17 protein-coding genes are annotated in these 24,684 nt (G+C 67.5%); 8 read left to right on the plus strand and 9 right to left on the minus strand.

Annotated elements, in window-relative coordinates; all coding sequences use genetic code 11:
• Window positions 1-46: 46 nt before the first annotated feature.
• The 6 genes from EYF70_RS31645 to EYF70_RS16870 form a co-directional block, all read right to left on the minus strand.
• Window positions 47-1,960, minus strand: coding sequence for an MFS transporter (locus EYF70_RS31645; RefSeq protein WP_131146434.1), 1,914 nt, complete (start codon window positions 1,958-1,960; stop codon window positions 47-49).
• A 76-nt stretch (window positions 1,961-2,036) separates the two neighbouring features.
• Window positions 2,037-2,951 (minus strand): SMP-30/gluconolactonase/LRE family protein, encoded by a 915-nt coding sequence (locus tag EYF70_RS16850; protein ID WP_218943687.1) that lies wholly within the window; start codon window positions 2,949-2,951, stop codon window positions 2,037-2,039.
• 2 nt (window positions 2,952-2,953) lie between these two features.
• A complete protein-coding gene (locus EYF70_RS16855) occupies window positions 2,954-5,614 on the minus strand; it encodes a TonB-dependent receptor (RefSeq protein ID WP_131146435.1) in 2,661 nt (886 codons plus the stop codon).
• A 336-nt stretch (window positions 5,615-5,950) separates the two neighbouring features.
• Entirely contained in the window at window positions 5,951-7,255 is a 1,305-nt protein-coding gene (locus EYF70_RS16860; RefSeq protein WP_165497701.1) for a glycoside hydrolase family 18 protein, read from the minus strand.
• 18 nt (window positions 7,256-7,273) lie between these two features.
• Window positions 7,274-8,380, minus strand: coding sequence for an acyltransferase family protein (locus EYF70_RS16865; RefSeq protein ID WP_131146437.1), 1,107 nt, complete (start codon window positions 8,378-8,380; stop codon window positions 7,274-7,276).
• A 2-nt stretch (window positions 8,381-8,382) separates the two neighbouring features.
• On the minus strand, window positions 8,383-9,612 hold the full coding sequence (locus EYF70_RS16870) for a DUF5009 domain-containing protein (RefSeq protein ID WP_131146438.1): 1,230 nt from the start codon (window positions 9,610-9,612) through the stop codon (window positions 8,383-8,385).
• 414 nt (window positions 9,613-10,026) lie between these two features.
• Between EYF70_RS16870 and EYF70_RS16875 the strand changes: the two genes are divergently transcribed.
• The 7 genes from EYF70_RS16875 to EYF70_RS16905 all read left to right on the plus strand — a co-directional run bounded on the left by EYF70_RS16875 (window position 10,027) and on the right by EYF70_RS16905 (window position 15,832).
• Entirely contained in the window at window positions 10,027-10,539 is a 513-nt protein-coding gene (locus EYF70_RS16875; RefSeq protein WP_131146439.1) for a ferritin-like domain-containing protein, read from the plus strand.
• A 128-nt stretch (window positions 10,540-10,667) separates the two neighbouring features.
• Window positions 10,668-11,222 carry a nuclear transport factor 2 family protein gene (locus tag EYF70_RS16880; protein WP_131146440.1) on the plus strand — a complete coding sequence of 185 codons (555 nt, stop codon included), beginning with the start codon at window positions 10,668-10,670 and terminating at the stop codon, window positions 11,220-11,222.
• A gap of 192 nt (window positions 11,223-11,414) precedes the next feature.
• Window positions 11,415-11,924: a response regulator transcription factor gene (locus EYF70_RS16885; RefSeq protein ID WP_131146441.1), complete on the plus strand. Its 510-nt coding sequence runs from the start codon at window positions 11,415-11,417 to the stop codon at window positions 11,922-11,924.
• A 131-nt stretch (window positions 11,925-12,055) separates the two neighbouring features.
• Complete coding sequence (locus EYF70_RS16890; RefSeq protein WP_131146442.1) at window positions 12,056-13,651, plus strand: outer membrane protein assembly factor BamB family protein; 1,596 nt, start codon at window positions 12,056-12,058, stop codon at window positions 13,649-13,651.
• A gap of 312 nt (window positions 13,652-13,963) precedes the next feature.
• Complete coding sequence (locus tag EYF70_RS16895; protein WP_131146443.1) at window positions 13,964-14,524, plus strand: carboxymuconolactone decarboxylase family protein; 561 nt, start codon at window positions 13,964-13,966, stop codon at window positions 14,522-14,524.
• A complete protein-coding gene (locus tag EYF70_RS16900; RefSeq protein WP_131146444.1) occupies window positions 14,521-15,054 on the plus strand; it encodes a TlpA disulfide reductase family protein in 534 nt (177 codons plus the stop codon). The genes EYF70_RS16895 and EYF70_RS16900 overlap by 4 nt, the downstream gene beginning before the upstream one ends.
• 31 nt (window positions 15,055-15,085) lie before the next feature.
• Window positions 15,086-15,832 (plus strand): hypothetical protein, encoded by a 747-nt coding sequence (locus EYF70_RS16905; RefSeq protein WP_131146445.1) that lies wholly within the window; start codon window positions 15,086-15,088, stop codon window positions 15,830-15,832.
• Between the two features lie 22 nt (window positions 15,833-15,854).
• Here the strand turns inward: EYF70_RS16905 and EYF70_RS16910 are convergent, their stop codons facing one another.
• A complete protein-coding gene (locus tag EYF70_RS16910) occupies window positions 15,855-16,868 on the minus strand; it encodes an alpha/beta fold hydrolase (RefSeq protein ID WP_131146446.1) in 1,014 nt (337 codons plus the stop codon).
• A gap of 294 nt (window positions 16,869-17,162) precedes the next feature.
• Here EYF70_RS16910 and EYF70_RS16915 point away from each other — a divergent pair, with 294 nt between their 5' ends.
• Entirely contained in the window at window positions 17,163-20,099 is a 2,937-nt protein-coding gene (locus EYF70_RS16915) for a glycosyl hydrolase 115 family protein (RefSeq protein WP_229420422.1), read from the plus strand.
• A gap of 86 nt (window positions 20,100-20,185) precedes the next feature.
• Here the strand turns inward: EYF70_RS16915 and EYF70_RS16920 are convergent, their stop codons facing one another.
• Window positions 20,186-23,737, minus strand: a complete 3,552-nt coding sequence (locus tag EYF70_RS16920) for a pectinesterase family protein (RefSeq protein WP_131146447.1) — start codon at window positions 23,735-23,737, stop codon at window positions 20,186-20,188.
• 111 nt (window positions 23,738-23,848) lie between these two features.
• Window positions 23,849-24,469, minus strand: a complete 621-nt coding sequence (locus EYF70_RS16925; RefSeq protein WP_131146448.1) for a PEP-CTERM sorting domain-containing protein — start codon at window positions 24,467-24,469, stop codon at window positions 23,849-23,851.
• Between the last annotated feature and the right edge of the window lie 215 nt (window positions 24,470-24,684).

Raw genomic sequence — 24,684 nt, forward strand, 5'->3', positions numbered from 1 at the left:
CATCACGCGCCCCGCAAGCTTCTTCATCGGCCAGGATGCCATCGGATCACCGCCCCGCCGCGCCGGCGAAATGCCGCTCGATCTCTTCCAGCGACTTGCCCTTGGTCTCGGGCAGGAAGAACGTAGCGGTGATGAAATAGACCGCCGTGCAGGCCGCCCAGAACAGGAACATCGCGTGGTAGCCCAGGTTGCCCACGATGGGAAGGAAGGCCCCGGCGATCAGCGTGCCGATGCCCTGGTTGACCAGCAGCGCGACCCCCATGCCGACCGAGCGGATGCGCGTCGGCATCAGCTCGGACAGCGCCAGCCAGACGCACACGCCGGGGCCGATCGAGAACGAGGCGATGAACGCGGCAATGCACAGGGCGGCCAGCACGCCGCTGTCCTTGCCGGGCGTGGGACCCAGGCTGGCGCGGACGATCGTCAGCTGCGCGCCGTCCGGCATGCCATCCGGTGCCCTTACTTGCACGTGCTGCGCCTGGTAAATGCGCCGCGCCGCGTCGATCGTGGCGCGCGACTGCGCCGGCAGGCTGGCGATCAGCGGCTGCGCGGCCGCCGCGGCACCCGCATCGGCCCGGCCGCTCCACGCGGCGTGGGCCGCCTCCAGCAGCGCGCGCTGTTCCGCCGGCAGCGCCCGCACCAGCGCCGCCTCGCGGGCCAGCACCTCGCGCGCCTCGGCGGTAGGCGTGTAGGCCTCGGCCACTTGCTGGCGGTCGCCATACTGGTACAGGATGGTCAGCTGCATCGGCCCCGTTTCCGGCGCGCCGGCCGGACTGGCAGCGATGAGCCCCGCGTCGGCAAGGTTCAGTTGCAGGGCATTGCCGCGCACCAGTGCCGCGACCTGCTCGCGCACGTCGATGCGCTGCGATTCGAAGCGGTGGAACAGCAGCGCCAGCAGGCACAGCGACACCATGATGCCGGCCGTGCCCAGCTTCAGCAGGTAGACCCGGCCCTTGCGCTCGACCAGCACGATGGCGGCCACCGTCATCACCGAGTTGAGAATCTTGATCGCCGTGCCGTGGCTGGCCGCGCTGACCGGGTCGAGCCCCGCATGCTGCAGGATGGTCGACATGAACTGCAGCAGCGAATTGATGCCGGTGGCCTGGTTGCAGCCGAGGATCACGCAGGCGAGCACGAACGGCACCACGTAGCGCCGCTGCGTCAGCATCTCGGCCAGTGCGGCGCCGCGCGACAGCCGGGGCCGCGCGCGTTCCTCGTCCAGCGCCGCGCCGATGCCCGCCAGTTCCTGTTCGCAGGTGGCTGGTGAGCGCAGCCGCGCCAGCACGGCGCGCGCCCGCTCCGGGCCGCGGTGCCGCATCAGCCAGCGCGGCGATTCGGGCACGCAGCAGCAGCCCAGCAGGAACAGCACGCCCGGGTAGACCACCGTCAGAAACATGCTGCGCCAGGCATGGTCCGCGGCGGCCACCGCGGCGCGCGTGTCGCTGCCGGCGGCCTGGATGGCCAGTTCCGCGTTGCCCAGGTAATGGTTGCCGATGAACGCGGCCAGCACGATGCCGGCGGTGAGCATGAACTGGAACAGCGCCACGCCGCGGCCGCGCTGGTCGGCCGGCAGGCACTCGGCCAGGTACAGCGGCACCACTACCGCGATCACCCCGCCGCTCAATCCCTGCAGCAGGCGCCCCAGCAGCAGCGGCACGAAGGATTGCGACAGCCAGATCACGGTGACGCTGCCGACGAACAGCAGCGCGCTGACCACCATCATCGGCCGCCGCCCCAGCCAGTCGGCCAGCATGCCGGCCACCACCGAGCCGAGGATCGAACCCGCCATCACGGCGGCGACCACCAGCGACAGCTGGCTTTCCGGCAGGCTGGTGGCGCGGTGCAGGTAGGGCAGCGCCGGATCGATGATGCCGATATCGATGCCGTACAGCAGGCCGCCGAGGCCGCAGACGGCGGTAAGGAAATACTGGTGCATGCGTTGCGTTTGCTGTGTCGACATTCTTTACCTTGCACTCGTTACCTTGTTGAGACTCGACGATGACGATGACGATGAGCGGCCGGACCGCCGGCCCCGGCTAGGGCGGCCCGTGCAGCCGCTGCCACTCCAGGCCCGGCCGGTCGACGCGGAACTGCAGCAGCCGGCCATGCTCCACTTCCGTGACATAGGCGGTGCGGCCATCCGGGCCACCGAAGCAGATGTTGCTGGGGCGTGCACCGGGTAGCGTGATCTCCCGCAGCAGCGTGCCGTCCGGCGCCAGCTTGGCCACCGTACCCTTGCCATGCCGCGTCACGTACAGGTTGCCGTCCACGTCGGCGCGCATGCCGTCCAGCCCGAAGTCCGGGAAGCGCGCGACCAGGCGCTTGCCTTCCAGCGCGCCGCCGCTGCCGATCGTGAATGCCCAGATGGCGCGCTGCTCGCTTTCGTTGACATACAGCGTGCGGCCGTCCGGGCTGACCTCGATGCCGTTGGTCGTGCCCAGGCCGTCCGCGGCCAGCGTGGCGCGGCCGGCGGTATCGATGCGCCAGATCCGCCCGCTGCCGCGCCGCCAGTCGGGATCGCTGGCATACAGCACGCCATCGGCCGTGATGGCGATGTCGTTCGGCTGGCTCATCGACGGCTCGTGCGCGAACCGCACGGCAGTCGTGGTCCCCGGGGCGACGCGGTAGATCGCATGGCCCACGTAATCCGCCACGTATAGCGTGCCGTCGCGGCCGAAGCGCAAGCCGTTGGGCACCGCCTTGCCCGGCATGGTGAGCAGCACGCGGGCCGTACCGTCCGGCGCGACGATGCCGATGGTCTGCTGGCGCGCGAAGTTGGCGGCATGGATGTTGCCGGCCGCATCGACCGCAGGGCCTTCGATGCCGGCCGTGAAGCCGTGCGGCGCCGTCAGCGGCGTGGCGACGAACAGTTCCGTGGCACCCGCCGGGAGCATCGCCCCCAGCCAGGCCGCCAGCAGCAGGGGCGCCACGGTCCTCGCCTCGATCGGCATGCTTACCACTCGGTTCCCACGCGCATGCCGAACATGCGCGGGTCGTTGTACGACGCCAGCGTGAAGCTCGACTCCGGACCACCGGCGCCGGCCCAGGTCTTGACGCGCTTGTCGGCGATATTGCGCACGTACAGTTCCGCATGCCACGGGAAGCGGCCCCCCGACGGCCCGTCCAGCCGCAGCGACGCATCGAACATGCTGTAGGCCTTCTGCACGCCGGACAGGTGCGCTTCATCGAGGTTGCGCAGGTTGAAGTACACCTTGTCCTGCCAGCGTGCCGACAGCCACGGCGTCAGCGACCAGCCGTTGTCGAAGCGGAAGTCCTGCGAGAAGCTCAGGTTCATCGTGCGGCGCGGCGAGTACGGCAGCGTGTTGCCGGTCACGTCGTAGGGCCGCAGCTGGGCCAGCAACGGGTCGCTGCCCGAATAGTATGGCGGGCATGGCGTGATGCCCTGCTCTTCGCGCGCCCCGCAGCCGATGTCGTCGCTGTAGGTCGGGTAGTCGGCGATCTTGGCGCTCAGCAGCGATGCCGAGTAGGTGATGCGGGCATCGCGCCACGGCCGGTACTGCCCTTCCAGCTCCAGCCCCTTGATGTTGGCGCGGCCCACGTTCTGCGTCGACCACCAGCTGATGACGGCGTCGCAGCCCGGGTTGTCCGGTTCGCAGACGCGCCTGGTGCGGCCCACCGTGTGCTGGCCCGTCACCTGCATGTCCTTGTAGCGGCTGTAGAACAGCGTGGCCGACAGCGTCAGGCGGTCTTCCAGCATCTTGCCCTTGTAGCCCAGTTCCAGGTTGGTGACGGTCTCGGGGCTGTACGGCAGGAACGAGTACTGCGGGCCGGCAGGGCCGGTGGCGCAATCGTACGGCGCGCCCGTGGCTGGGTTGATGTCGTTGCCGCACAGGTTGAAGCGGTCGTTGAAGCCGCCCGCCTTGTAGCCGGTCGACAGCGACGTGTACAGCATGTTGCGCGGATCGACCTGCCAGGTCAGGCCCAGCCGGCCCGTGGTCTTGCTCCAGGAATCGGCATTGTCGCTGATGGTGGAAGCCGCCGGGAAGGCGCCGCCGCCGTAGAAGGCACCCATGCCGGGCAACAGCATGCCGGCGTTGATGCCCGTGTAGCCGGGTGTACCCGGGGCGCCGGGCACCAGCAGGCCGTTGAAGTAATCGGTGCCGTAGGCTTCCCAGAACTGGCCATTACGGTCGGCGCGGCCGTCGCGGCTGTAGCGCACGCCCGCGGTGAAGGTCCACGCCGGCAGGAATTGCCAGTCGGCCTGCGCGAACACGGCCTTCGATTCGGAGACACGGTCCGGCTGGTGGTAGAAGTTGGCGTACGGGTAGCCGTTGCTGTCGTTGGCGAGGAAATCCTGGCCGAAGTCGATGCTGTTGCGTTCCTTCATGTAGAACAGGCCGGCGACATAGCGCAGCTTGCCGAAGTTCTGGCGCAGCTGCAGCTCGTGCACGTCCGATTCGAACTTCGAGCCCAGCGTGTACGTCGCATTGTCCTCGACGGGCCAGCGCGCGCCGCCGGCGGCCGCCGTGGCGTTCACATCCGCTTCGATGCGGTGGTAGCCGGCGTCGCTGTCCTGCTGCTGGAAGCGGCGCTGGATCGCATGCGCGTAGCTGTACTCGATGTCGGTCTGCGCATTGACGTTCCACACCAGGTTCGAGCGCAGCGTGCGGATCGACATGTCGGTCACGCCCGGCACATTGATCGCCACGTCGTACATGCCGCCCTGGCAGGCATACGGCGTGCCGGCCGCCTGCTCGCAATCCTTCAGGGCGATATCGCCGGCATCGTTGTTCTGGTAATTCTCGAACGCGAGCAGCCATTGCAGCCGGTCCGTCACCTTCCACAGGCCGGACAGGCGTACCGCCCACTGGTCGCGGTTGGTGTAGAAGTCGCTCTTGCCGACCTTGCGGTTGCGGCGCTGGTCGACATCGGGAATGCCGTCGGCGACGAAGCCTTTCGACGGCATGTTCACGTCGTACAGGTCCTGCGTCTGGTCGACCCAGCCGTCGCGCTTGACGCCGCTGGCCGTGACGCGCAGCGCGAAGCGGTCGTTGACGGGGATGTTCTGCACCACCGACAGCTGGCGGTGATTGAAGTTGCCCAGGTCGAGTTCCGCGCTGCCGGCGCTGCTGCCGAAAACGGGCTTGTTGGGGATGATGTTGATGCTGCCGCCGGTGGAATTGCGGCCGAACAGCGTGCCCTGCGGGCCGCGCAGCACTTCCAGCCGGTCCAGGTCGAACAGCAGCGCCAGCGCGCCCTGCGGCCGCGGCGAGTAGATGCCGGCCACGTGCAGGCCGACGGCCGGATTGCCGATCTCGGTGAAGTCGGAATTGGACACGCCGCGGATGGCGATCTGCACGCCCGAGCTGCCATCGACCGCCCCGCCCAGCTGCAGGTTGGGGATGTCGCCGGTCAGCGCCTTGATGTTCAGCGCGCCCTTGCGCGTCAGGTCGTCCTGCGTCAGCGCCGATACGGCGACGGGTGTCTTCAGCAGCGAGGTGCTGTAGCGTGTGGCCGTCACCATGACTTCCTGGATCGCGTCGCCGGATGGCGCAGGCGCTTCCTGTGCGAAGGCGCCCGGCGCGGCCAGCAGCGCCAGCGCTCCGGCCACCGCGGAGCTGATCAGGGTCTTGCTGCGGTTCGAATCAAACATGCTCTTTCCTTTTTAGTAGCGTGACGGCTGGGTCGTCATCTGGTCCACCTGCTCGAGTGTTCCACCGCATGCCTGTGTGTGCTACGCCGCGGTGATTCGACAGTAACAGCGCGCCCGGCACCGGCCAACCCTCCAGCCTTTCCGCCAAAAATAGTTGCTACATGCTTGATTCCAAACGATTTTCTGATTCCCGAGGGCGCTTGTGCTTACACTTCCTTACGAAGCGCGGCGGGCATCGGCGGAAACCCCGCAGCGCGCTTACCCTGGCCGCAGATTCCGATTCAAAAGCTTACAAATCATTACAGAGCAGTGTGCCGTCGATGCCACAGCGGCCGTTCACGGCGCGCGGCGCACCGTCGTCATCGCCCGCGACAGCGAGAACGCCGCGTCGTCCTGGTCCAGCGCCCACGACATCAGGCCGCCAAGGCGCCGCGTGCGGACATAGCCGGCCTTTTCCTCGATCACGCGCGGATCGTCGTAGGTCCAGAACGTGCCGTCCGCGTAGGTCCACCATTGCCGCGCGACGGGGTGGTACTGGCCGGGCAGCTTGCGCGCGGCGATTCGCGCATACTCTTCCGCGCCCTCCTCGAAGCCGCGCGCGGCGCCTTGTGCGGGTTGGTACAGGCCATTGTTGGCGGGGGCCACGCCGCGCCAGCCGCGCGCATAGAACGGCACGCCGACGACGATTTTTTCGGGTGGCACGCCGGCGGCCAGGAAGCGCTTCACCCCCGTATCGACGCTGCGCGGGCTGGCGTCCTTGCTGGCCGGATCGGGATACAGGTTCGACTGGAAACCGGTCGGCCCCTGCGCCTTCCACGCGCCGTTGAAGTCATAGGTCATCAGGTTGATCCAGTCCAGCGAACGGCTGTAGACGGCCGGTTCGGTGTGCCGCATCTTTTCATCGGTGCTGTTGACGGCCGCTGTCAGCAGGTAGCGCTTGCCGGTCTCCTTGCCGAGTGCATCGAGCTGGCGCCGCAGTTCCTGCACCAGCAGCGTGAAGTTGCCCTTGTCGGCCGGGCCGGGGTGTTCCCAGTCGAGGTCGATGCCGTCGAACACGCCCGCCGCCGCGCCGGGGCCGCCGTGGCCGTCGAGGCGCGGCAGGTTGCCGCGCAAGTACAGGTCGATGCAGGAGCTGACCAGCGCGCGCCGGCCCTTCTCGGTGGCGGCGCCCTGCGCGAACCAGCGCGACCACTCGCCGCCGCCCAGCGCCACCAGCACCTTCAGGTTCGGGCGGCGCGCCTTCAGCTGGGCCAGCTGGTGGAAATTGCCGGCCAGCGGCTGGCCCGGCTGGTCGGCGCTGCCGTCGACCGATTCGTCGGCACCGAAGCGGCGTGCGTAGTCGAGCGTGGCGCGCATGCCGGCGCCGTCGCGGTCCGGCACGTCGCGCCCGCTGTCGCAGCGATGGCTACCATCGGGCATCGGGTAGACGTTCTCGAACGCGTAGACCAGGAAGGTGAACCCGTCGGCCGCCGGGGAGCGGTCGAACTGCTTCAGGCGGAAGCCCTTGTCGACGCTCCAGCCGGTGTAGTACGAGCCCACCTGGTAGTCATTGGCAGAGGTGGCGGCGGGAGCGGCGCCGGCAACGAGCAAGGTTGCGGCGCAGAAGATGGACAGGCGGCGAAACCGAATGGAAGAAGACATGCGCATGGTGTTCCCGTGTCAGAGTTTGATGTAGATGCGCCGCCGGTCCAGCGCCCAGGCCACCAGCCAGCAGGCCAGCATGTAGGCGACGGCGAAGCACAGCGATGCGAAGTAAGGGTCGGCCCAGGACAGGAAGACCTTTTCGTACAGCCACCCGTGCAATGACTTGCCGCCCACGCGCACCAGCGCCAGCACGGTCGCGCCCACGCTCGACAGCAGGTAGATGAACAGCGTGTTCTTGCCGAACGCTTCGAAGAACGGCAGGCCGGCGCGCAGCCCGCCTATGTCGACCGCCCAGACCAGGACGGCCAGCACCAGCAGGTCCCAGCCGACGGTGCACAGCACGTAGGAGCTGGTCCACAGCTTCTTGTTGATCGGCAGGAGCGTATCCCACCCGTACGCCAGCAGCAGGCATGCGGCGCCGGCCGCGGCCAGACCACCGACAGCCGCCATCGTGCGGCCGCGGTGACCGAGCCACGCCACGGCCAGGTAGCCGGCCAGCACGTTGACGATGGCCGGCAAGGTGCTGAGGATGCCTTCCGGGTCGAACGGGATGCCGTCGCCGCCATACATGTGCGGCGCGCCCAGCACGGCCAGGTCGAGCGCGCGCACGGCGTTGCCGGCCAGCGTGTAGTCGCCGAACTGCCACAGCAGCCACCAGTAGCCGAACAAGGCTGCAATGCCAAAGCCGAGCGCGCCGCGGATGCCGCCGAGGCGTACGATCACGGCGGCGAAAAAGTAGCAGATGCCAATGCGCTGCAGCACGCCCATGATGCGCGTGGTGCCGATCGGTTCCGGCGTGAAGTCGGCCGTGAAGAACGGGAACCAGTACAGCAGGAAACCGCACAGGAAGATCAGCGCGCCGCGCCGCGCCACCGTGCGCAGGAACGCCGCGTTGTCCAGGGCGGCCAGCTTCTTCATGTTCAGCCGCAGCGCGCCGCCCACCACGAACAGGAAGGTAGGAAATACCAGGTCGGTCGGCGTGAAGCCGTGCCACGCGGCGTGCGCCAGCGGGGCATAGAGGTTGCTCCAGCTGCCGGGCGTGTTCACGATGATCATCAGGGCCAGCGTGAGGCCGCGCAGCACGTCCAGGGCCAGGTTGCGCGAGGGAGGGGAGGACGGCATGTTCACAATTTCAGCCTGACGTGATAACGGTTGAGGAAGGCCACCACCACCAGCGTGGCGGCGGCGAACAGCAGGGAAAACGCGATGGCGCCGGCGCCCTGCATGAGGGCCGCCCACCAGCGCAGGCCCAGCAGGTGCATCAGCGACACCAGGATCATCGGCAGCAGGTACGTCACCAGCGGATTGGTGGCGGCCGGCTCGACCAGCGCGGTCCAGCGCACGGCGCCGCGCAGCTCGACCAGCCAGTACAGCAGTGCGTACAGCGCCGTGCACAGTGCCGCGCAATACAGGGCCCACGGCGGCGTGGCGCCGATCTTGGAAACCGGATACCGGTGGTGCAGCAGCCATGCGCAGGCCGCCAGCAGCGCCGCCAGCGCGGCACCGGCGGCCACCGTCCGCAAGCCCTGGCCGCCCGTGCCGGGGCCGAAGAACAGCAGCACGCAAGCCATGCCGCACAGGACGATCGAGGTATGCGTCGCATGCATGGCGATCATGCCATTGCCGTTGCAGGCCCGGCTGGCCATGAACCACAGCACGCAGCCGGCCGTGGCAACCGCCAGCGCGGCCAGCGTGCGCGTGCCCTGGCCCCGGCAGCACAGGTAGACGGCGCTGGCCACCAGGTAGGCCCAGCCGATGCAGCCGAGGATTCCCCACCACGAGGTGTTCATCCAGCCGCCGTCCTGCCCGCGATACAGCAGCGCCAGCACCACGATGATGGCCATGCCGGCGCCGCGCAGCAGTCGCGCATGCCAGGGATTGGCGAAACGCCACGCGCCCCACACGAGGAACGCCGCGCCGTAGAAGAGCAGGATCCACAGGTCGATGGGGATGGCCATCGATGCCCCGTCGCTCTCCTCCGCGTTGACCATGAACAGGCCCAGCACGATCAGGCCGAAGGCGCGCAGTACCGCGTGGCGCAGCGCGGTCCAGGCACCCTCCTTCGCCGCCTGCCGGTCCAGGCCGAACGGGATCGACATGCCGACCACGTACAGGAAGGCGGGAAACACGACATCGGCCAGGCTCATGCCGTCGGCGCTGGCGGGCAGGTGCTGCAGGCCGGCCGGCACGCCTTCGGCGCCGGATAGCGCGTTGACGAACAGCATGGCGAAGAACGTCAGGCCGCGCAGCGCATCGATCGAGGCGATGCGCTGGCGCGGCAGGCCGGGCCGTTGCGCGGGCAGCGGTGCGGGTGAAGGCGGTGCGGGCGAAAGTGTGGTCGGCTGGGCTGGCATGGCGTCGGCTGGAGAACGGTTTCCGGGCGTAACGGTCCCGACCGTAACACGGCCCGGCGGCGCCGGCAACGGTCCGCCCAGTCGGCATCCGGAAAATGCAAGCCATTGATTTCAAACGATATTGCTGTGACGATCCGCAGGCAGGGCTTACATTTCTTTACACAGGCCCATGACGGGTGGCCGTCAAGCCCGTAAATGCGTGTTCGCGGCACGGAGCCCGGCGGCGCGGCCCTCACAAATCCTTACGAATTGCCGGCCGGCTGCCCTGCCGGCGACTTGCCAAGCAGGTTCGGCGCATTCCTACATCCGTTGAAGGGTCGCCCCGACAGATCGGTTCGAACCATGCGGCTACCATGCGTTCTCCCGGCGGCGATGGCTCTCCATCGCCCCTACTGACAGCCAATGGAGGAAGCGATGACGACCGACGTGAACGAAAACCTGAACGACTGGCTGCGCGACGCGCACGCGATGGAGCAGCAGGCGGAAAAGATGCTGACGGCGCAGGCCGAGCGGCTGGAACACTATCCCGAGCTGAAGGCGCGCATCGTCCAGCACATCGAGGAAACGCGCGGGCAACAGGGCCTGCTCGACGAATGCATGGCGCGCCGCGGCGTCAGCAATTCGGTATTGAAGGACCTGGGCGGCAAGCTGATGGCGTTCGGCCAGGCGGTCGGCGGCATGACCGTCAGCGATGAAGTGGTCAAGGGCGCGATGGCCGGCTATGTGTTCGAGAACCTGGAAATCGCCAGCTACACCGCGCTGATCGCCGCCGCGCAGCAGGCCGGCGATACCACCACGCAGGCCGCGTGCGAGCGCATCATCGTGCAGGAAAAGGCCATGGCCGCCTGGCTGCTGGAGCACCTGCCGCAGCTGACGCAAGCCTTCCTGGCGCGCTCCGCCACGCCGGGCCTGGAAGCCAAGGTGTAAGGGCGATGGCGGTCCGGTTGGCTGCCGTTCCCAGAGGATCGGGCAATCAATCCGGACTTTCCTGCCTGTGCGCGGGCGACGGACGGGCGGCATGATGTGGGCTGTACCGTCAACCCACGGAGGACCGCATGCCGACCACGATTGCCCGAATTGACCAGCCGGCCGACGGCGTCGCGACAAGCCCTGTTTTGCGCGCCCGGTGCGCCATCGCCATCGTGATGCTGGCCGCGGCCGGCGCCTGCGCCGCCGCCGGCACGCCACAGGCCGAAGCGGCCGGCAACCGCCAGATCGTCGACGCGGCGTTCCAGCGCTGGACGGCGGGCGGCAACGGCTTCTTCAACGAGTTGCTGCACGAGGATGTGGTGTGGACCATCGAGGGCAGCGGCCCTTCCGCCGGCACCTACCGCGGCCGCAAGGCGTTCATGGACCGCGCAGTGGCACCTTTCGCCGCGCGCATGGCCGCCCCGGTCAGGCCGGTGTCGCGCCAGGTCTGGTCCGACGCCGACCACGTGATCGTGCGCTGGAAAGGCGAAGGCACCGCGGGCGATGGCCAGGCTTACCGGAACAGCTACGCGTGGATCTTCCGGATGCGCGGCGGGCGCGTCATCGAAGCCTCCGCCTTCCTCGACCTGCCCGCCTACGACGACGTGCTGCGGAGGGTGCCGGCGCCTGTCGCCCGCTGATTAGGACCAGGGCGGCAAACCCTGCCCGGCGGGTGCCGTTGCAACATCATGAAATTTCATGGCGATCCCGGCCGTGCGCCGTGCTAGAATTACCGGGAGGAAAGCCATGCCGCTTCCTCCTGTTGTACTTCTCCACGGCCAAGCCAATGCCGTTTGCTCTACCGCCCTCGGCGGCATTCACGGACATTGGCCATGACTATCGTTCTTCCGCATTCCGCTTCGCATTCCTTTACGCCCCAACCGCGTGTGCTCGTCATCGACGACGACCCCGACGCGGCCGACATGCTGGCCCAGCTGCTTTGCCTGAACGGCATCGACGCGCGCCCCGCTTTCAGCGGCAGGCAAGCCATCGAGCTGGCGGCCACGTTCGAGCCGGACGTGATCTTCCTCGATCTCGGCATGCCTGTCATGGATGGGTTCGCCGTGATACGCGCCCTGCGCGGCGAACAGCGGTCGTCGGCGTACATCGTCGCGCTGACCGCCTGGGACGATGCCACCACCCGGGCCCGCGTCGCCGCGGCCGGCTTCGACCGGCACCTGGCCAAGCCATCGAGCCTGTCAGCCGTCCTTGCCGCCATTGCTGCGCACTGCCGGCATGACAAGACGGAGCAGGCGTTGCCATTTGCGGGACCGGCCTGCGAGGGGTCGCGGCAAAGCGACAATACCGCCATGCCATCGCACGGCGCCGGCAGTTACGCCTAGCCAGCCCGCAGGTCCAGGCTGGACATGGACATGGGAAAACATCCGCATACCGCCGAAGGTTGTCAAAAGTTATATACTCCTTATTACCAATAATAAACCTGCATTTCGCGGGGGAATCCAAGGGGTAAGCGATGTCCAGTTTGATCAGGCGCGCGGCGGCACTCTGCTGCGTGTTGGCACTTTCCGCATGCGGCGGTGGCGGGAGCGGAAGCGGTAGCAATAACGGCAACACCGGCAGCGGCAGTCCTGGTGGTAGCGGCAGCACGGGAACCGGAACCGGCACGCCCAAACCCGACCAGACCTGGCTCCACCTCACGCCAGGGTCGGTCGATCTCACGGTGCTGGAAGGCGAACCGGTCGAGTTCTCGATCGATGCCGATTCGACCAAGATCCTCTCGCAAATATTCAATGTCGGCGTGGTGGAAAAGAACGGCGTGATCGCGCCGGAAATTTCGCTGCGCAGCAGCCCGTCGGGCATGAGCTACGAGGCCAGGATGACCACCTCGGCCACCCTGGCCGTGGGAACCCATGCCTCCAGCATCGAACTGCGGCTGTGCGAAGACGACCCGCTGGTCTGCAGGACACCGGTCGCGGGCTCGCCGTGGCTGATCCCTATCAAGATCACTGTCAAGCCGGCCAATATGACGCCGCCACTGCGGCATATCACCGCCCTCGCCAACTGGAGCACCGCGCGCGGCAATGCCGCACACAACGCCTATGTTCCAGCCGCCTTCGATCCGCTGAACTTTTCGCGCCGCTGGGTGCTGGAAGACGTGAAAGAGGAATCGGTCGCGCACGACAACGGCCTGGTTATCCTGGCCAAGCTGGGCCCGCGCGTGTCGGGCGCGGTGCGCGCCATCAGCGAGGAGACCGGCACGGAAGTCTGGCGCAAGGACCACACGTACACGCATCTCTATCCGGCGGCGGTGGCGAACGGCAGGATCTACTATCTCGAGGGCTCCCCTACCGCCTGGCTACGGACTCTTGACCAGGCAGGCGTCAATCTCTCGGGATTCGCTATCCACGGCGCGGCCGGCCAGCAAAACGAGGCACCCATCGTGCACGGCAACGGCGTGTATGTGGAGGCCGGCTACGACAGCTTGATGGCCAGGTACGATGCGGCCACCGGGACACTGGCCTGGCGCGCGGACGGGATTCCCCACGACACCAAGACCCCCGCGGCCAGCGGCGACCACCTCTACGTGTACGGACAGAAAACACTGTACAAGGTCCGGGCCAGCGACGGGAAAGTGGCGGCGTCGATCCGGAATGACGGCGTCGTCTCCGACCGTGGCATGGCGGAGAACGTCGTCCTGTCGGGGACGGGACGGATGGCCTTCGTGGTCGAGGATGGCACGCTGTTCGCGTTCGACGTGACCAGGGACACGCTGGCATGGCGCAGTACCGGGAAGGTCGCCGGCCTGCCCGCGGTAGCCAACGACATGCTGTACATCTTCGGCTGGGACGGGACGACGGTCGATGCACGCGATGTCGCCACCGGCACGGTGCAGTGGACCGCCAGCAGGCCGAGCCCAGGAGCCTCCTCGACCCTGCTCGTCACCAACAACCTGGTCTTCGTCAGCGGCGCCAACAGCACCTGGGCCATCGACCTGACCACCCACAAGAAGGTTTGGGAATATCCGCTTGGCGGCGAACTGTCGCTGTCCAACCGGGGCATCCTGTACATCGCCGGCGGCGGCAAGCTGGTGGCGTTCAACCTCCATTGATACAGCGCCCGGCCGGGGCTCCCTCGCCTCGGCCCACCTTCCCGGTCGCGCGCCCCATCGGGAAGATTTCACCTTGATCGGCAGTATCCGGCCGCGCCCTGGCCTACCGCAAGCCGCACAAAATATTTACTTAGGACTCCTTGCTATAATTCCTGGCCGTGCTAAGATACTTCACATGGACGGCGCGCCGAACACTGACAAGGCAACGCAAGTCCAGTTCTTTTTTTTCAGAACCATAGTTAGGAGTCCTAATGTAAATGCCGAGGCCAGCATTTCCATTCCCCGATCCGGCCAACCTCGAAAGGAATCATCATGTCCCAGAATGCCAACACCGCCCGCGTTGCCCTCCTCACCCGCGACACCGCGACGGGCGCCTCGCAAGCACTGCTCGAACAGGTCCATGGCGCCTTCGGCGTCACGCCGAACATGTTCAAGGCCGTCGCCAACTCCCCTGCTGCGCTGGCCAGCATGTGGGGCGCGTTCGGTGCCCTCGGCAACGGCACGCTGGGTGCCAGGCTGGGCGAGCAGCTCGCTGTGGCGATCGCCGACATCAACGATTGCGAATACTGCCTGGCCGCGCACACGGCCCTGGGCCGCAAGGCTGGCGCCACGAGCGACGAAATGGCCGCCGCCCAGGCCGGCCAGTCGCAGGACCCGAAGACGGCAGCCGCGCTGAAGTTCGCCACGAGCGTGGTGCGCAACCGCGCCAGGATCGGTGCCGGCGATGTCGATGCACTGCGCGAGGCCGGCTTCGACGATGGCCAGGTGGTGGAAATCGTGGCCCACGTGGCGCTGAACCTGTTCACGAACTACGTGAACGTGGCGCTGGCGGTGCCGGTCGACTTCCCGCAAGTGAAGCTGCGCGCCAAATGAGGCCCGCCACCGTGACGGCCGCCCCCGAACTGGAGGTGGCGGCCTGGCTGAACGCCCACGGCTCGCCCAGCCTTGCCGCCCTGCGCGGCAAGGTGGTGGTGGTCTACGCGTTCCAGATGCTGTGCCCGGGCTGCGTCTCGCATGGCATACCGCAGGCAAAGAAGATCGCCGCCACGTTCGACCGCGGCGACGTCGAGGTACTGGGCCTGCATACGGTATTCGAGCATCACGCGGTGATGGGCCGCGATGCGCTGGAAGCCTTCCTCCACGAATACCGCATCGATTTCCCGGTCGGCATCGACCAGCCCTCGGACAGCGGCCCGGTGCCGCGCACGATGGCGCGCTACCGGATGCGGGGAACGCCGACGCTGCTGCTGATCGACCGGCAGGGCATGCTGCGCCAGCAGGTCTTCGGCATGGCCGACGACATGCAGGTCGGCGCCCTGGTGGCGGGCCTGGTCCATGAATACGCGGGCGAGCCGCAATGCGACGAGGGCGGCTGCCGTATTCCACTGTCCACCGTGACCTGACGACCGACGACATCCTTACAAGGAAAACACCATGAAACGCTTCAAGCCATTCCTCGCCATCGCGCTGCTCGCCGTGACCATTGTCGCGCAGGCCCATACCGGCGGCATCCACAGCGCCGGCGCGAAAGCCGTCACGCCGGCGTTCGACATCGTCCACACGAAGATCACCACGGAAGGCAATCTCGCCGTGTTCCATGTCGCCGTCTCGGGCAAGGCCGGCGCATCGCGGCCGGCAAAAACCGGCAAGCTGGCCGGCAGCAAGATCTTTTCGTATGTGTGGCCCACCACGATCGATCCCTACGTGGCCGGCTTCGACAAGGGAACGGGCATCCTGGCGTTCGCCGTGACGGCTCACCCGGACTTCGACGATACCCCGCTGTACGATGAGAACGGCGATGGCGACCTGGGGAACGACGGCGACCTGTGGCACTCGCACTGGGTGGTGCTGCAACCCGACGACGCCTGCGGCAAGGGTGCGCTGAAGATCGTCGACATCCCCGCGGGCGCGAAACCCCGGCTGCCGAAAACCTGGCCGGGCCTGCCGATCCTGATCGACAGTCCCGCCTACAGCCCCGTGTTCAAGGGGGACACGCTGGAAGTACGCGTGCCGTTCGACGATATCGGCGTGGTCGATGCCGCCGGCTTCGATGGCGTGACCGCCGCGCTGCGCGTCAACGAAAGCGTGCACAACCCGCTGGTCTGCGTGGCCGACGTGTTCAAGGTGGCGTCCGGCAAGCTCACGCTGCCGGGCAAGGTGGAGAAGAAGGCGGCACAGTAGGTCTCGCGCACGGCAGCCCGCGCTACATGCCGGGCTTCAGCGTGCGGCCCAGGAAGTCGCGCATCAGCGCGCCGATCGTGGCGCTCTCCTCCTCGAGGGCGAAGTGGCCCGTGTCGAGCAGGTGCAGTTCCGCTTTCGGCAGGTCGCGCAGGTAGGGATGGGCCCCGGCCGCCGGGAAGATCTTGTCGTTCTTGCCCCACGCGATCAGCATCGGCGGCTGGTGCTTGCGGAAGTAGGCTTGCCACGCCGGGTAGTGTGGCGGATTCGAACCGTAGTCGTGGAGCAGCGCCAGCTGGATCTCCTTGTTGCCCGGCCGGTCCAGGTAAGCCTGGTCAAGCATCCACGCGTCGGGACTGATGCGCCGCACGTCGCGCACGCCCTCCGTGTACTGCCATTTCGTCGCAGCCAGTTCCAGGATCGGCCGCTGCTTCGCGGTGTTCGCCTCCGACTTGTCCGTCCACCACACCTTGATCGGCTTCCAGAACTCGTTGTCCAGGCCTTCGTCATAGGCGTTGCCGTTCTGGACCACGATGGCCGTTACGCGTTCCGGATGGGCCGCGGCCAGACGGAAGCCGACCGGCGCGCCGTAATCCTGCACATACAGCGCATAGCGCCTGGCTCCCACGGCCACGGTGAACTTGTCGATCACTTTCGCCAGGTTGTCGAAGCTGTAGGTGAATTCTCCCATCGGCGGCATGTCGCTCTGGCCGTAGCCGGGGTAGTCCGGCGCGATCACGCGGTAGCGGTCGGCCAGTTGCGGGATCAGGTTGCGGAACATCTGCGACGACGTGGGGAAGCCATGCAACAGCAGCAGTGTGGGCGCGTTCGCCGGGCCGGCTTCCCGGTAGAACACGTTGACGCCATCGATGTTCACGGTGCGGTAGCTGACGGCGTTGGCCGGCGCATTGGCGGTCGTGGTGGCGACGGCCCCGGCCGGCGCGGCCAGCGCGCCGTGGAAGGTGGCGGCCAGGCCGAGCGCGGAGATGGCCTGGAATGCGAGGTGGAAGGTGGGGCGGAAGAGGACGGGAGCTTGCATGGTGTTTCTCCTTGACTTGTCGGTGAAGGCCACAGCGGCAAGCCAATGGTAGGAGCCGGACGCGCGCGGCGAAACGATGTAGCGGTCAATTCATCGTTGCGCCTGGCGGAATGGCTGGCCAGCCAGCGCTTCGCGCACAGTGCCGCGCCGAAGGTGTCCGACCGGCGCCGCGAAGTGCGGTGACACTTTCCACAAAGCGCGTTGACACCGCTACCATCGAGAGCTACATTGTTTGCGCTAACAAAACGCAAACGAATGATGGTAGCGAACATCAACAAGCCTGGAGGAGACAAGATGAATGATTGGATGAGCGCGAAATCGCGATGGCGCCTGGTCGCCCGCTCACGCCTGGTGGCCGGCCTGGCCGCCCTCGCCTGCCTGCTGGCGCCCGCCGCGGCGAAGGCACTCGGCACGGCACAGTTTGTGCAAATGGACAGCCGCGACGGGGTCCTGATCGCGGCGCCGGGCCGCGTTGCCCCGCTGCTGGTGTCGACGGGCGATTTCCCGGGCGTCTTGCGCGCGGCACGCGACCTGCAGAGCGATATCGGCATGGTCGGCGGCAGCAAACCGCAGTGGGTTACCGGTACCATTTCGATGGCGGGCGACGTCATCATTGCCGGCACGCTGGGCCGGCATGAGGTGATCGACCGCCTGGCTCGCGAGGGCAGGATCGATACCTCGCAAGTCGCCGGACAGTGGGAGGGCTTCCTGATCCAGGCGGTCGCCGACCCGATGCCCGGTGTGAAGCGCGCCCTCGTCATCGCCGGCAGCGACAAGCGCGGCACGATCTATGGCATCTACACGCTGTCCGAACAGATCGGCGTATCCCCTTGGCACTGGTGGGCCGACGTGCCGGCGCCCCGCCATCGCTCGCTGAGCGTGCCACTGGCCACCCGTGTGACGGAAAAACCCGTCGTCCAGTACCGCGGCATCTTCCTGAACGACGAAGCGCCCGCGCTGACCAACTGGGCGAAGGAACGCTTCGGCGGCTTCAATCGGCGGTTCTACGAAAAGCTGTTCGAACTGATGCTGCGCATGCGCGCCAACTACCTGTGGCCGGCCATGTGGTACTCGTCGTTCTATGACGACGACAAGGGCAATGGCGAACTGGCCGACTCGATGGGCATCGTGATGGGCACCTCCCACCATGAACCGATGATGCGCTCGCAGCAGGAGTGGCACCGCCATGGCAAGGGTCCGTGGGATTACCAGCGCAATGGCGACACGCTGCGCGAGTTCTGGGCCGGCGGCCTGCGCAACACGCGCAACTACGAGAGCGTGATCACGATGGCGATGCGCGGCGATGGCGACGAACCGATGTCGGAGAGCGCCAACGTGGGCCTGCTCGAACGCATCGTCGCCGACCAGCGCGACCTGATCCGGAAGGAATGGCGGCGCGAGCCGGACACGGTGCCGCAGCTGTGGGCGCTGTACAAGGAAGTGCAGGAGTACTACGAGAAGGGCATGCGCGTGCCGGACGACATGCTGCTGCTGTGGTGCGACGACAACTGGGGCAATATCCGCCGGCTGCCGACCGCGGAAGAGCGCAAGCGCAGCGGCGGCGCGGGCGTGTACTACCACTTCGACTACGTGGGCGTGCCCCGTTCGTACAAGTGGCTGAACGTGACGCAGATCGGCAAGGTGTGGGAGCAGATGAACCTCGCCGACGAATTCGGCGCCGACCGCATGTGGATCGTCAACGTGGGCGACCTGAAGCCGATGGAAGTGCCGACCGAATTCTTCCTGGCCTACGCCTGGAATCCGGCGAACTGGCCTGCCGCGCGCTTGCCGGAGTACCTGCGGCAGTGGGCCGCGCGCGAGTTCGGCGTCCGGCACGCCGACCGGATCGCCGGCATCGTCGACCGCTACACCCGCTACAATGCGCGCCGCCGGCCGGAACAGCTGGCGCCGGACACCTACAGCCTGGTGAACTACGAGGAGGCCGACCGGGTGGTCGCCGAATACAACGCACTCGCGGAGGAAGCGGGGCGCATCGGACAATCGCTGCCGCGCCCCATGCGCGATGCCTATTTCCAGCTGGTGGAATACCCGGTGCTCGCCTCGGCGAACGCGCTCGACATGGTCGTTTCGGCGGGCCGCAACCAGCTGTATGCGCGGCAGGGCCGCGTTTCCACCAATGACATGGCAGCCCGTGTGCGCCAGCTCTTCAGGCGCGATGCGGAACTGACCCGCCGGTACCAGCAAGGCACCAGCAACGGCAAGTGGAACCACATGATGTCGCAAACGCGCTTCGGCTACACCAACTGGGACCAGCCCTATCGCGACGTGATGCCGGCCGTGGCCGAGCTGCGCGTGCCCGAGCCGGGCCAGCTGGCCGCGCCGAACGGGATCCACCCGTCGGACCGGATGGGCGTTGCCGTGCAGGGCGACGCGATCGCCTGGCCGGTGTTCCCGATCCGCCAGCTGGCCGTACCGGCACTGGACATGCATGAGAAACAGCCCCGCCACATCGAGCTGTTCAACCGCGGCAACGTGCCCTTCGATTTCACGATCACCGCCAGCCAGCCCTGGCTGAAGGTCAGCCAGGGCGCCGGTTCCGTGCGCAAGGATCTTCGCATCGCGGTGGACGTCGACTGGCGGGCCGTCCCTGCCGGCGATTCGGAAGCGGAGCTGGTGGTGCACGGGCCGGACAAGGCCCGTGTCGTCGTCAAGGTCCCGGTGCATGCGCGGCCTGCCGCTGGCGGGCACGTTGAAACCGGCGGGGTGGTGGCCATCGAGGCCGAGCACTACAGCCGGTCGCATGCGCCGGCAGGCCGGCAATGGCAGACCATCCCGGGTTACGGGCACAGGCTGTCCGGCGTCACGCCGCTGCCGGCCGCGTCCCCTGCCCTGGCGGCGAAGGATGGCATGCGGCTCGAGTACGACGTGCACCTGTTCAGCGCGGGCGAGGTGAAGCTGCACACGGTCCTGAGCCCCACGCTGAAATTCCAGCCCGGCCCCGGCTTCCGCTACGCGGTGTCGATCGATGATGGCCCCCTGCAGGAAGTCAACGTGCATGCCGATAGCAGCGAGGACTACTGGCGCCGCATCGTTTCCGACGGCGTGGCGAAGTTCGTCACCACGCACAAGGTGGACCGGCCCGGCCTGCATACCGTGAAATTCTGGACGCTGGATTCCGGGCTCGTACTGCAACGGCTGGTCATCGATGCGGGCGGCTTGCGGCCGAGTTACCTGGGCCCGCCGGAAAGCCCGGCCGGTAAGGAAAGATGAAGGCGAAGGTGACGGCGGAGTTGAAGATGGGGCGGCGGCAACGGCGTGGCACGACCAGGCCGTTGCGTAGCCGCCTCAATCGGCCGTCACGGCTGCGGTTCCCACCCCGCGCCGCCGCCGAACCCGGCAAACACCTGCGCACGCGAGGAGAACCCCGCCGCCACGTCGCTGGCGCTCAGCTGGAAGCCGCCCACCCGCGCGCCCAGGTCGAGCGGCGTGCCGGCCAGGTCGGTGGTGCCGTATTCGCGCCAGCCCGCGGCGGCATCGGGCGTCACGGGGTTGGGCGCCGGCTGGTTGTTGACGCCCAGGCCGGCCCAGCCCGCGGCGGCCACGTGCCGGTCCATGCGGCAGTTGATGAAGGCGATGTTGTCCCAACTGTCGGTACCGCCCGGGCTGCGCGCCAGGTAGGTGGCGCCGTTGGGCACGTCGCCATGCGACGGCCCCGGACCGGGGCCGTGCGTCAGCGCGCTGTTGAGGAACACGAAGCCCTTGTCGGCGGCGGTCGGCACGCGGGCCTGCAGCACGTAGCCGCCGTTGGCGGCATTGCTGGAGTCGCCCACCGAACGGATCTCGCTTTCCTCGAACAGCGCGGCGCGGCTGCTGCCCCAGATGAAGTCGACATTGCCCGCCACCAGCGTGCGGTAGAACCATGACCAGCCCTTCAGGTTCAGCGTGTCCTGCTCGCTGAGGAAGGCGGCGTTCTTCGCCACCAGGCGGCCGCCATCGCTGTTGAAGTACAGCGTTTCGGCCTGGGCCGAGATGGCCGGCGAACGCAGGGTCGTGTTGTTGAACGTCAGCGACTCCAGGCTCAGCATGTCGGCCGCCTCGACCAGCATGATGGCCCGCCCGCCCCGCGCGCCACTCGTGCTGGCGCCCTGGCTGGCACCGGTGCCCGAGTTGAGCGAATCGTTGTTGGTGTAGCGGATCACCACGCCATCGCGGCTTTCGCCGACGATGCTGACGTTGTCCTTGCCGCGCAAGAACAGCAGCTCGCGGTAGGCGCCGTTCTTCACGCGGATGGTGACGGGATCGGCCTTGCCGAAATACTGCATCGCGTAGTTCAGCGCCCCTTGCACCGTGCGGAAGTCCGCGGCGCCATCGTCGTCGACCGTCACGCTGTCGCCCGACGGCACGGCGGCACGGGTGGTAAACGACCAGCCGCCCAGCCGGCCAATGCCGGCGAACGGCACGCCGCCCAGCGAGGTGCCGGTAAACACGCCATCCGAGATCGCCACGTAGTATTCGGTGCCCGGTTCGAGCTTGTTGCCGTGCAGCCGGATGGTCGCCGCATTGCCGTCGATCGTGACCGGCACCGTGTTCACCTTGCGCACCTGGGCCTGGCCGGGGTAGCCCAGCGTGTCGGTTTCGCCGGTCAGCCGCACCACGTCGACCAGCGCGTCGTCGGCCTTGCGGAACACGCGGATGGTGCCGCCGCTGCCCAGCACCGGCGGCTTGTCGAACACCAGCTTGAGCGACAGGTCGACCGGCTCGCTGTCCGCCTGCGCGGCCGGCCAGGTGGCGTTGTCGAGCGGGTAGGTTTGCGTGGGCTGCACGAAGCGCGGCGCGATGGTGGCATCGATCGTGCGCGTCAGCAGCGGGTCCGAGCCGGACGTGAAGACGATCTTCGCCGTGCCGCCGCCGACCGGGGTGATGGTGGCGACATTGCCCTCCATGGTCACCGCGGCCACCGCCGGATTGCTCGATACCGCCGTGTAGCTGTCCGGCGTGCTGTCGGGAGCGCGCGCATTGACCGTGACCTGCAACGGCGCGTCGCCCGCTTCGGCGGCGAAGCTCGTCACCGCGGGATCGAGCGTCAACTGGGCGGGCTTCAGGGCCGGGTCGCCGATCCGGACGTCGTCGACCTGGAACGACTTATTGGCCGTGTACAGGCCGACCAGCCCGCGCGCGGCGAACGCGCTGTCGGTAACCGAGCCCAGGTTCTCGCCATCGAGGTACACCGTCAGCGTGCTGCCGATCATCTCGAAGCGCACCGTGTAGAACGGCCCATCCATCGAGATCGGCTTGCGCACCTGCTTCGGCCGGCTCAGCGACCCGGCGAACATCTTCGCGATCTCGACCTGCGTGCTGGCGGTGCTGTTCTGCACGTTCAGGCCGCCGCCATACCAGTTGCCCGCATCGACATAACGGGTCACCAGGTACAGCTGCTTGTTGCCCGTGGTGCCGTTGGTCATCGGCCGGATGCGCGCTTCGACGAAGTAGTCGCCCGAGGGCACCTTGTCCAGCGCCGCCGGCTTGATCAGCGCCAGCACGCCGCCGGTGGAGGCGGCCGTGTACTGCAGCACCTTGTTGGCGCTGCCGGCCACTTCGTCCTGCACGCGGAAGCTGCCGTTCGGGCCCGGCACCGGCAGCAAGTCCCACTTCGCTGCGCCGCCGCCCTGGAAGTCATCGCAGAAGTACAGGCCGGACGGCGGGCAGGCCAGGGTCGGGCCGGTGTCGATGGTGGTGCTGCCCGTGCCGGTGACGGCCGTCGCCAGCTTGCCGCCGCCGGCCTGCGCCAGCGCGTTGGCCTTCACCAGCGCCACCGGGCGCACGCTGTACGCATACGGCGGCGTCCAGCCGGCGCTGGCGGCGACACCGCAGCTGCCCAGCGCCGCCGCGTTCAGCAGCGAGCCCTTGTCCTGGAAGGCGCCGGCGATGGCGCCGGAAAAGTCGCGGACCACGTCGGCGCAAACGCGCGCACCGGCCACCTCGAACACATTGTTGTTCGACAGGATCTTCGCCGCCGTGCCCACGCCCACCGCATAGCTGACCGGGTACACGGGGTGCGACTTCGCACCGGCGTAGTAATTGTTGAACAGGTGGACCTGGCCGAAGCGCACCCGCGGCGCGCGGCTGGCCACGTCGCGGAACACGTTGTTGCTGAAGGTGACGCGCAGCTTGCCTTCATCGCCCGTGGCGCTGTCGCTGCCGCCGACCAGGTTGTTCTTGTTGTGCTGCTCGAACACGTTATACGACACGGTCACGTAGTCGGAGCCGTTGGTGATGTCGAGCGCGCCGTCGTGGCACTGCTTCACGTGGTCATTCTCGACCGGCAGCAGGTCGTCCGTCACGGGCGCATCCGTGAAGCTGACATGGTCGACCCACACATGGTCGGACCCCGAGATGCCGATCGCGTCGAAGGCGGAATTCCAGTTGCCGGTGGAGCCGTCGGTGGGATCCCACACGGGGCCCACGTCGCAGGGATTGACCAGCTTGAGGTTGCGGATGATGACCTGCGACACGCCGGACAGCACGATATGGCCATTGACGATGCCGGTACCGGGACCGGCGCCGATCAGCGTGGTATTGCTCTTGAGGCGGATGGCGCCCCGTGCCGCCTGGTCGGCGCTGCTGGTGAACGGCAGGCCTTCGCTCATGTCGATGGTGCCGGCCAGCTTGATGATCTTGGCGTTGACGCCGCCGTTATGGATGGCCGCCAGCAGCTGCGCGCGGTTGGTGACCGAGTAGATCTGTTCGGACGGCGCGGCGGCACCGCCCCGCGTGCCGCCGCCCTGGCTGGCCCAGCCGTCCAGCGGCGCGCCCTGGCGGGCCGGGTCGACCGGATCGGCGCCATGGCCGGGCGCGGCGCCGAAGACGAATGCGGCGCACAGCGCCGCCTTGAATGCAAGAAGTCGCATGTGATTCTCCTGGTGGAGGAACGAATTGGCGTGGGGCTGCCTCCGCCCTGGCGGAAGTGCCCTTCGAGTTTTGCGTCGTGAATTGCGTCGTGTAGTACGTCGTGTCTGCGGTCAGCCGCGGCGCTGGCGTGTGCCGTGCGCGGCGGACCGGTAGCCGTTGCGCGCGCGGCGCACGGCGGCCAGGCAGCCCAGTCCCGCCAGCAGCAGCACGGCGCTGGAAGGCTCGGGAACCGCGGCCACGGTGTCGATCTGCGCGGTGATCGCGCCGAATTCGTTCCACTCGACGCCGCCCAGTTCCAGCGCAATGGTGTGCGGATCGACGATCGACAGGCCCGGCACGCCGCTGGCGCCATCCGTGCCTGTGAAGGTGAAGGCGCCGATCGGGCTGGCCAGGCTGTTGCCGAAGTCGAAGCGCATGCTGTAGGCGCCGGCCGGGATCGTGCCGTTGGCGATCACGGTCAGCGCGCCGCTGGCGGAAAAATCGATCCCGAACAGGAAATCGGCCGTCAGGAATTCCACGCCCGTGCCGGTGGGATCCAGCGCGCTGGTGTTCGAGCCCGGTTCGGCGGCGAAGCCATGGTCGAGGCCGAGCATGCCCGCCGCATCGCCGTTGTAGGTGGCCGTGATGGTGGCGCCTTGCAGCGGCAGCATGCCCGCGTGCGCGCTGCCCATGCCGAGGGTGGTACCCACGGCGGCAAGCGCCAGGGCCTTGAAAAGGTCTTGGGTGTTCAAACGTGTCTCCGATCTGGTTATTGTGATGTCGGAAGCGCCGCGGGGAGCGGTCGCCGTGGAACACCTCGCGTGTCCCGCGCCGTTGCGGGGGCGGCCGGAGGAGGATGGCCTTGCGCGCGGACGGTCAAGCCGGAAGTTGCTATAAGATCAGCACTTTCGGTCCGGCCTATTGTAGATTGGTCAGGCCGATTTTTCAATCGTCCGGACCAATTATG

The organism is Pseudoduganella albidiflava, from assembly GCF_004322755.1.
In the GTDB taxonomy this organism is placed as follows: domain Bacteria; phylum Pseudomonadota; class Gammaproteobacteria; order Burkholderiales; family Burkholderiaceae_D; genus Rugamonas; species Rugamonas albidiflava.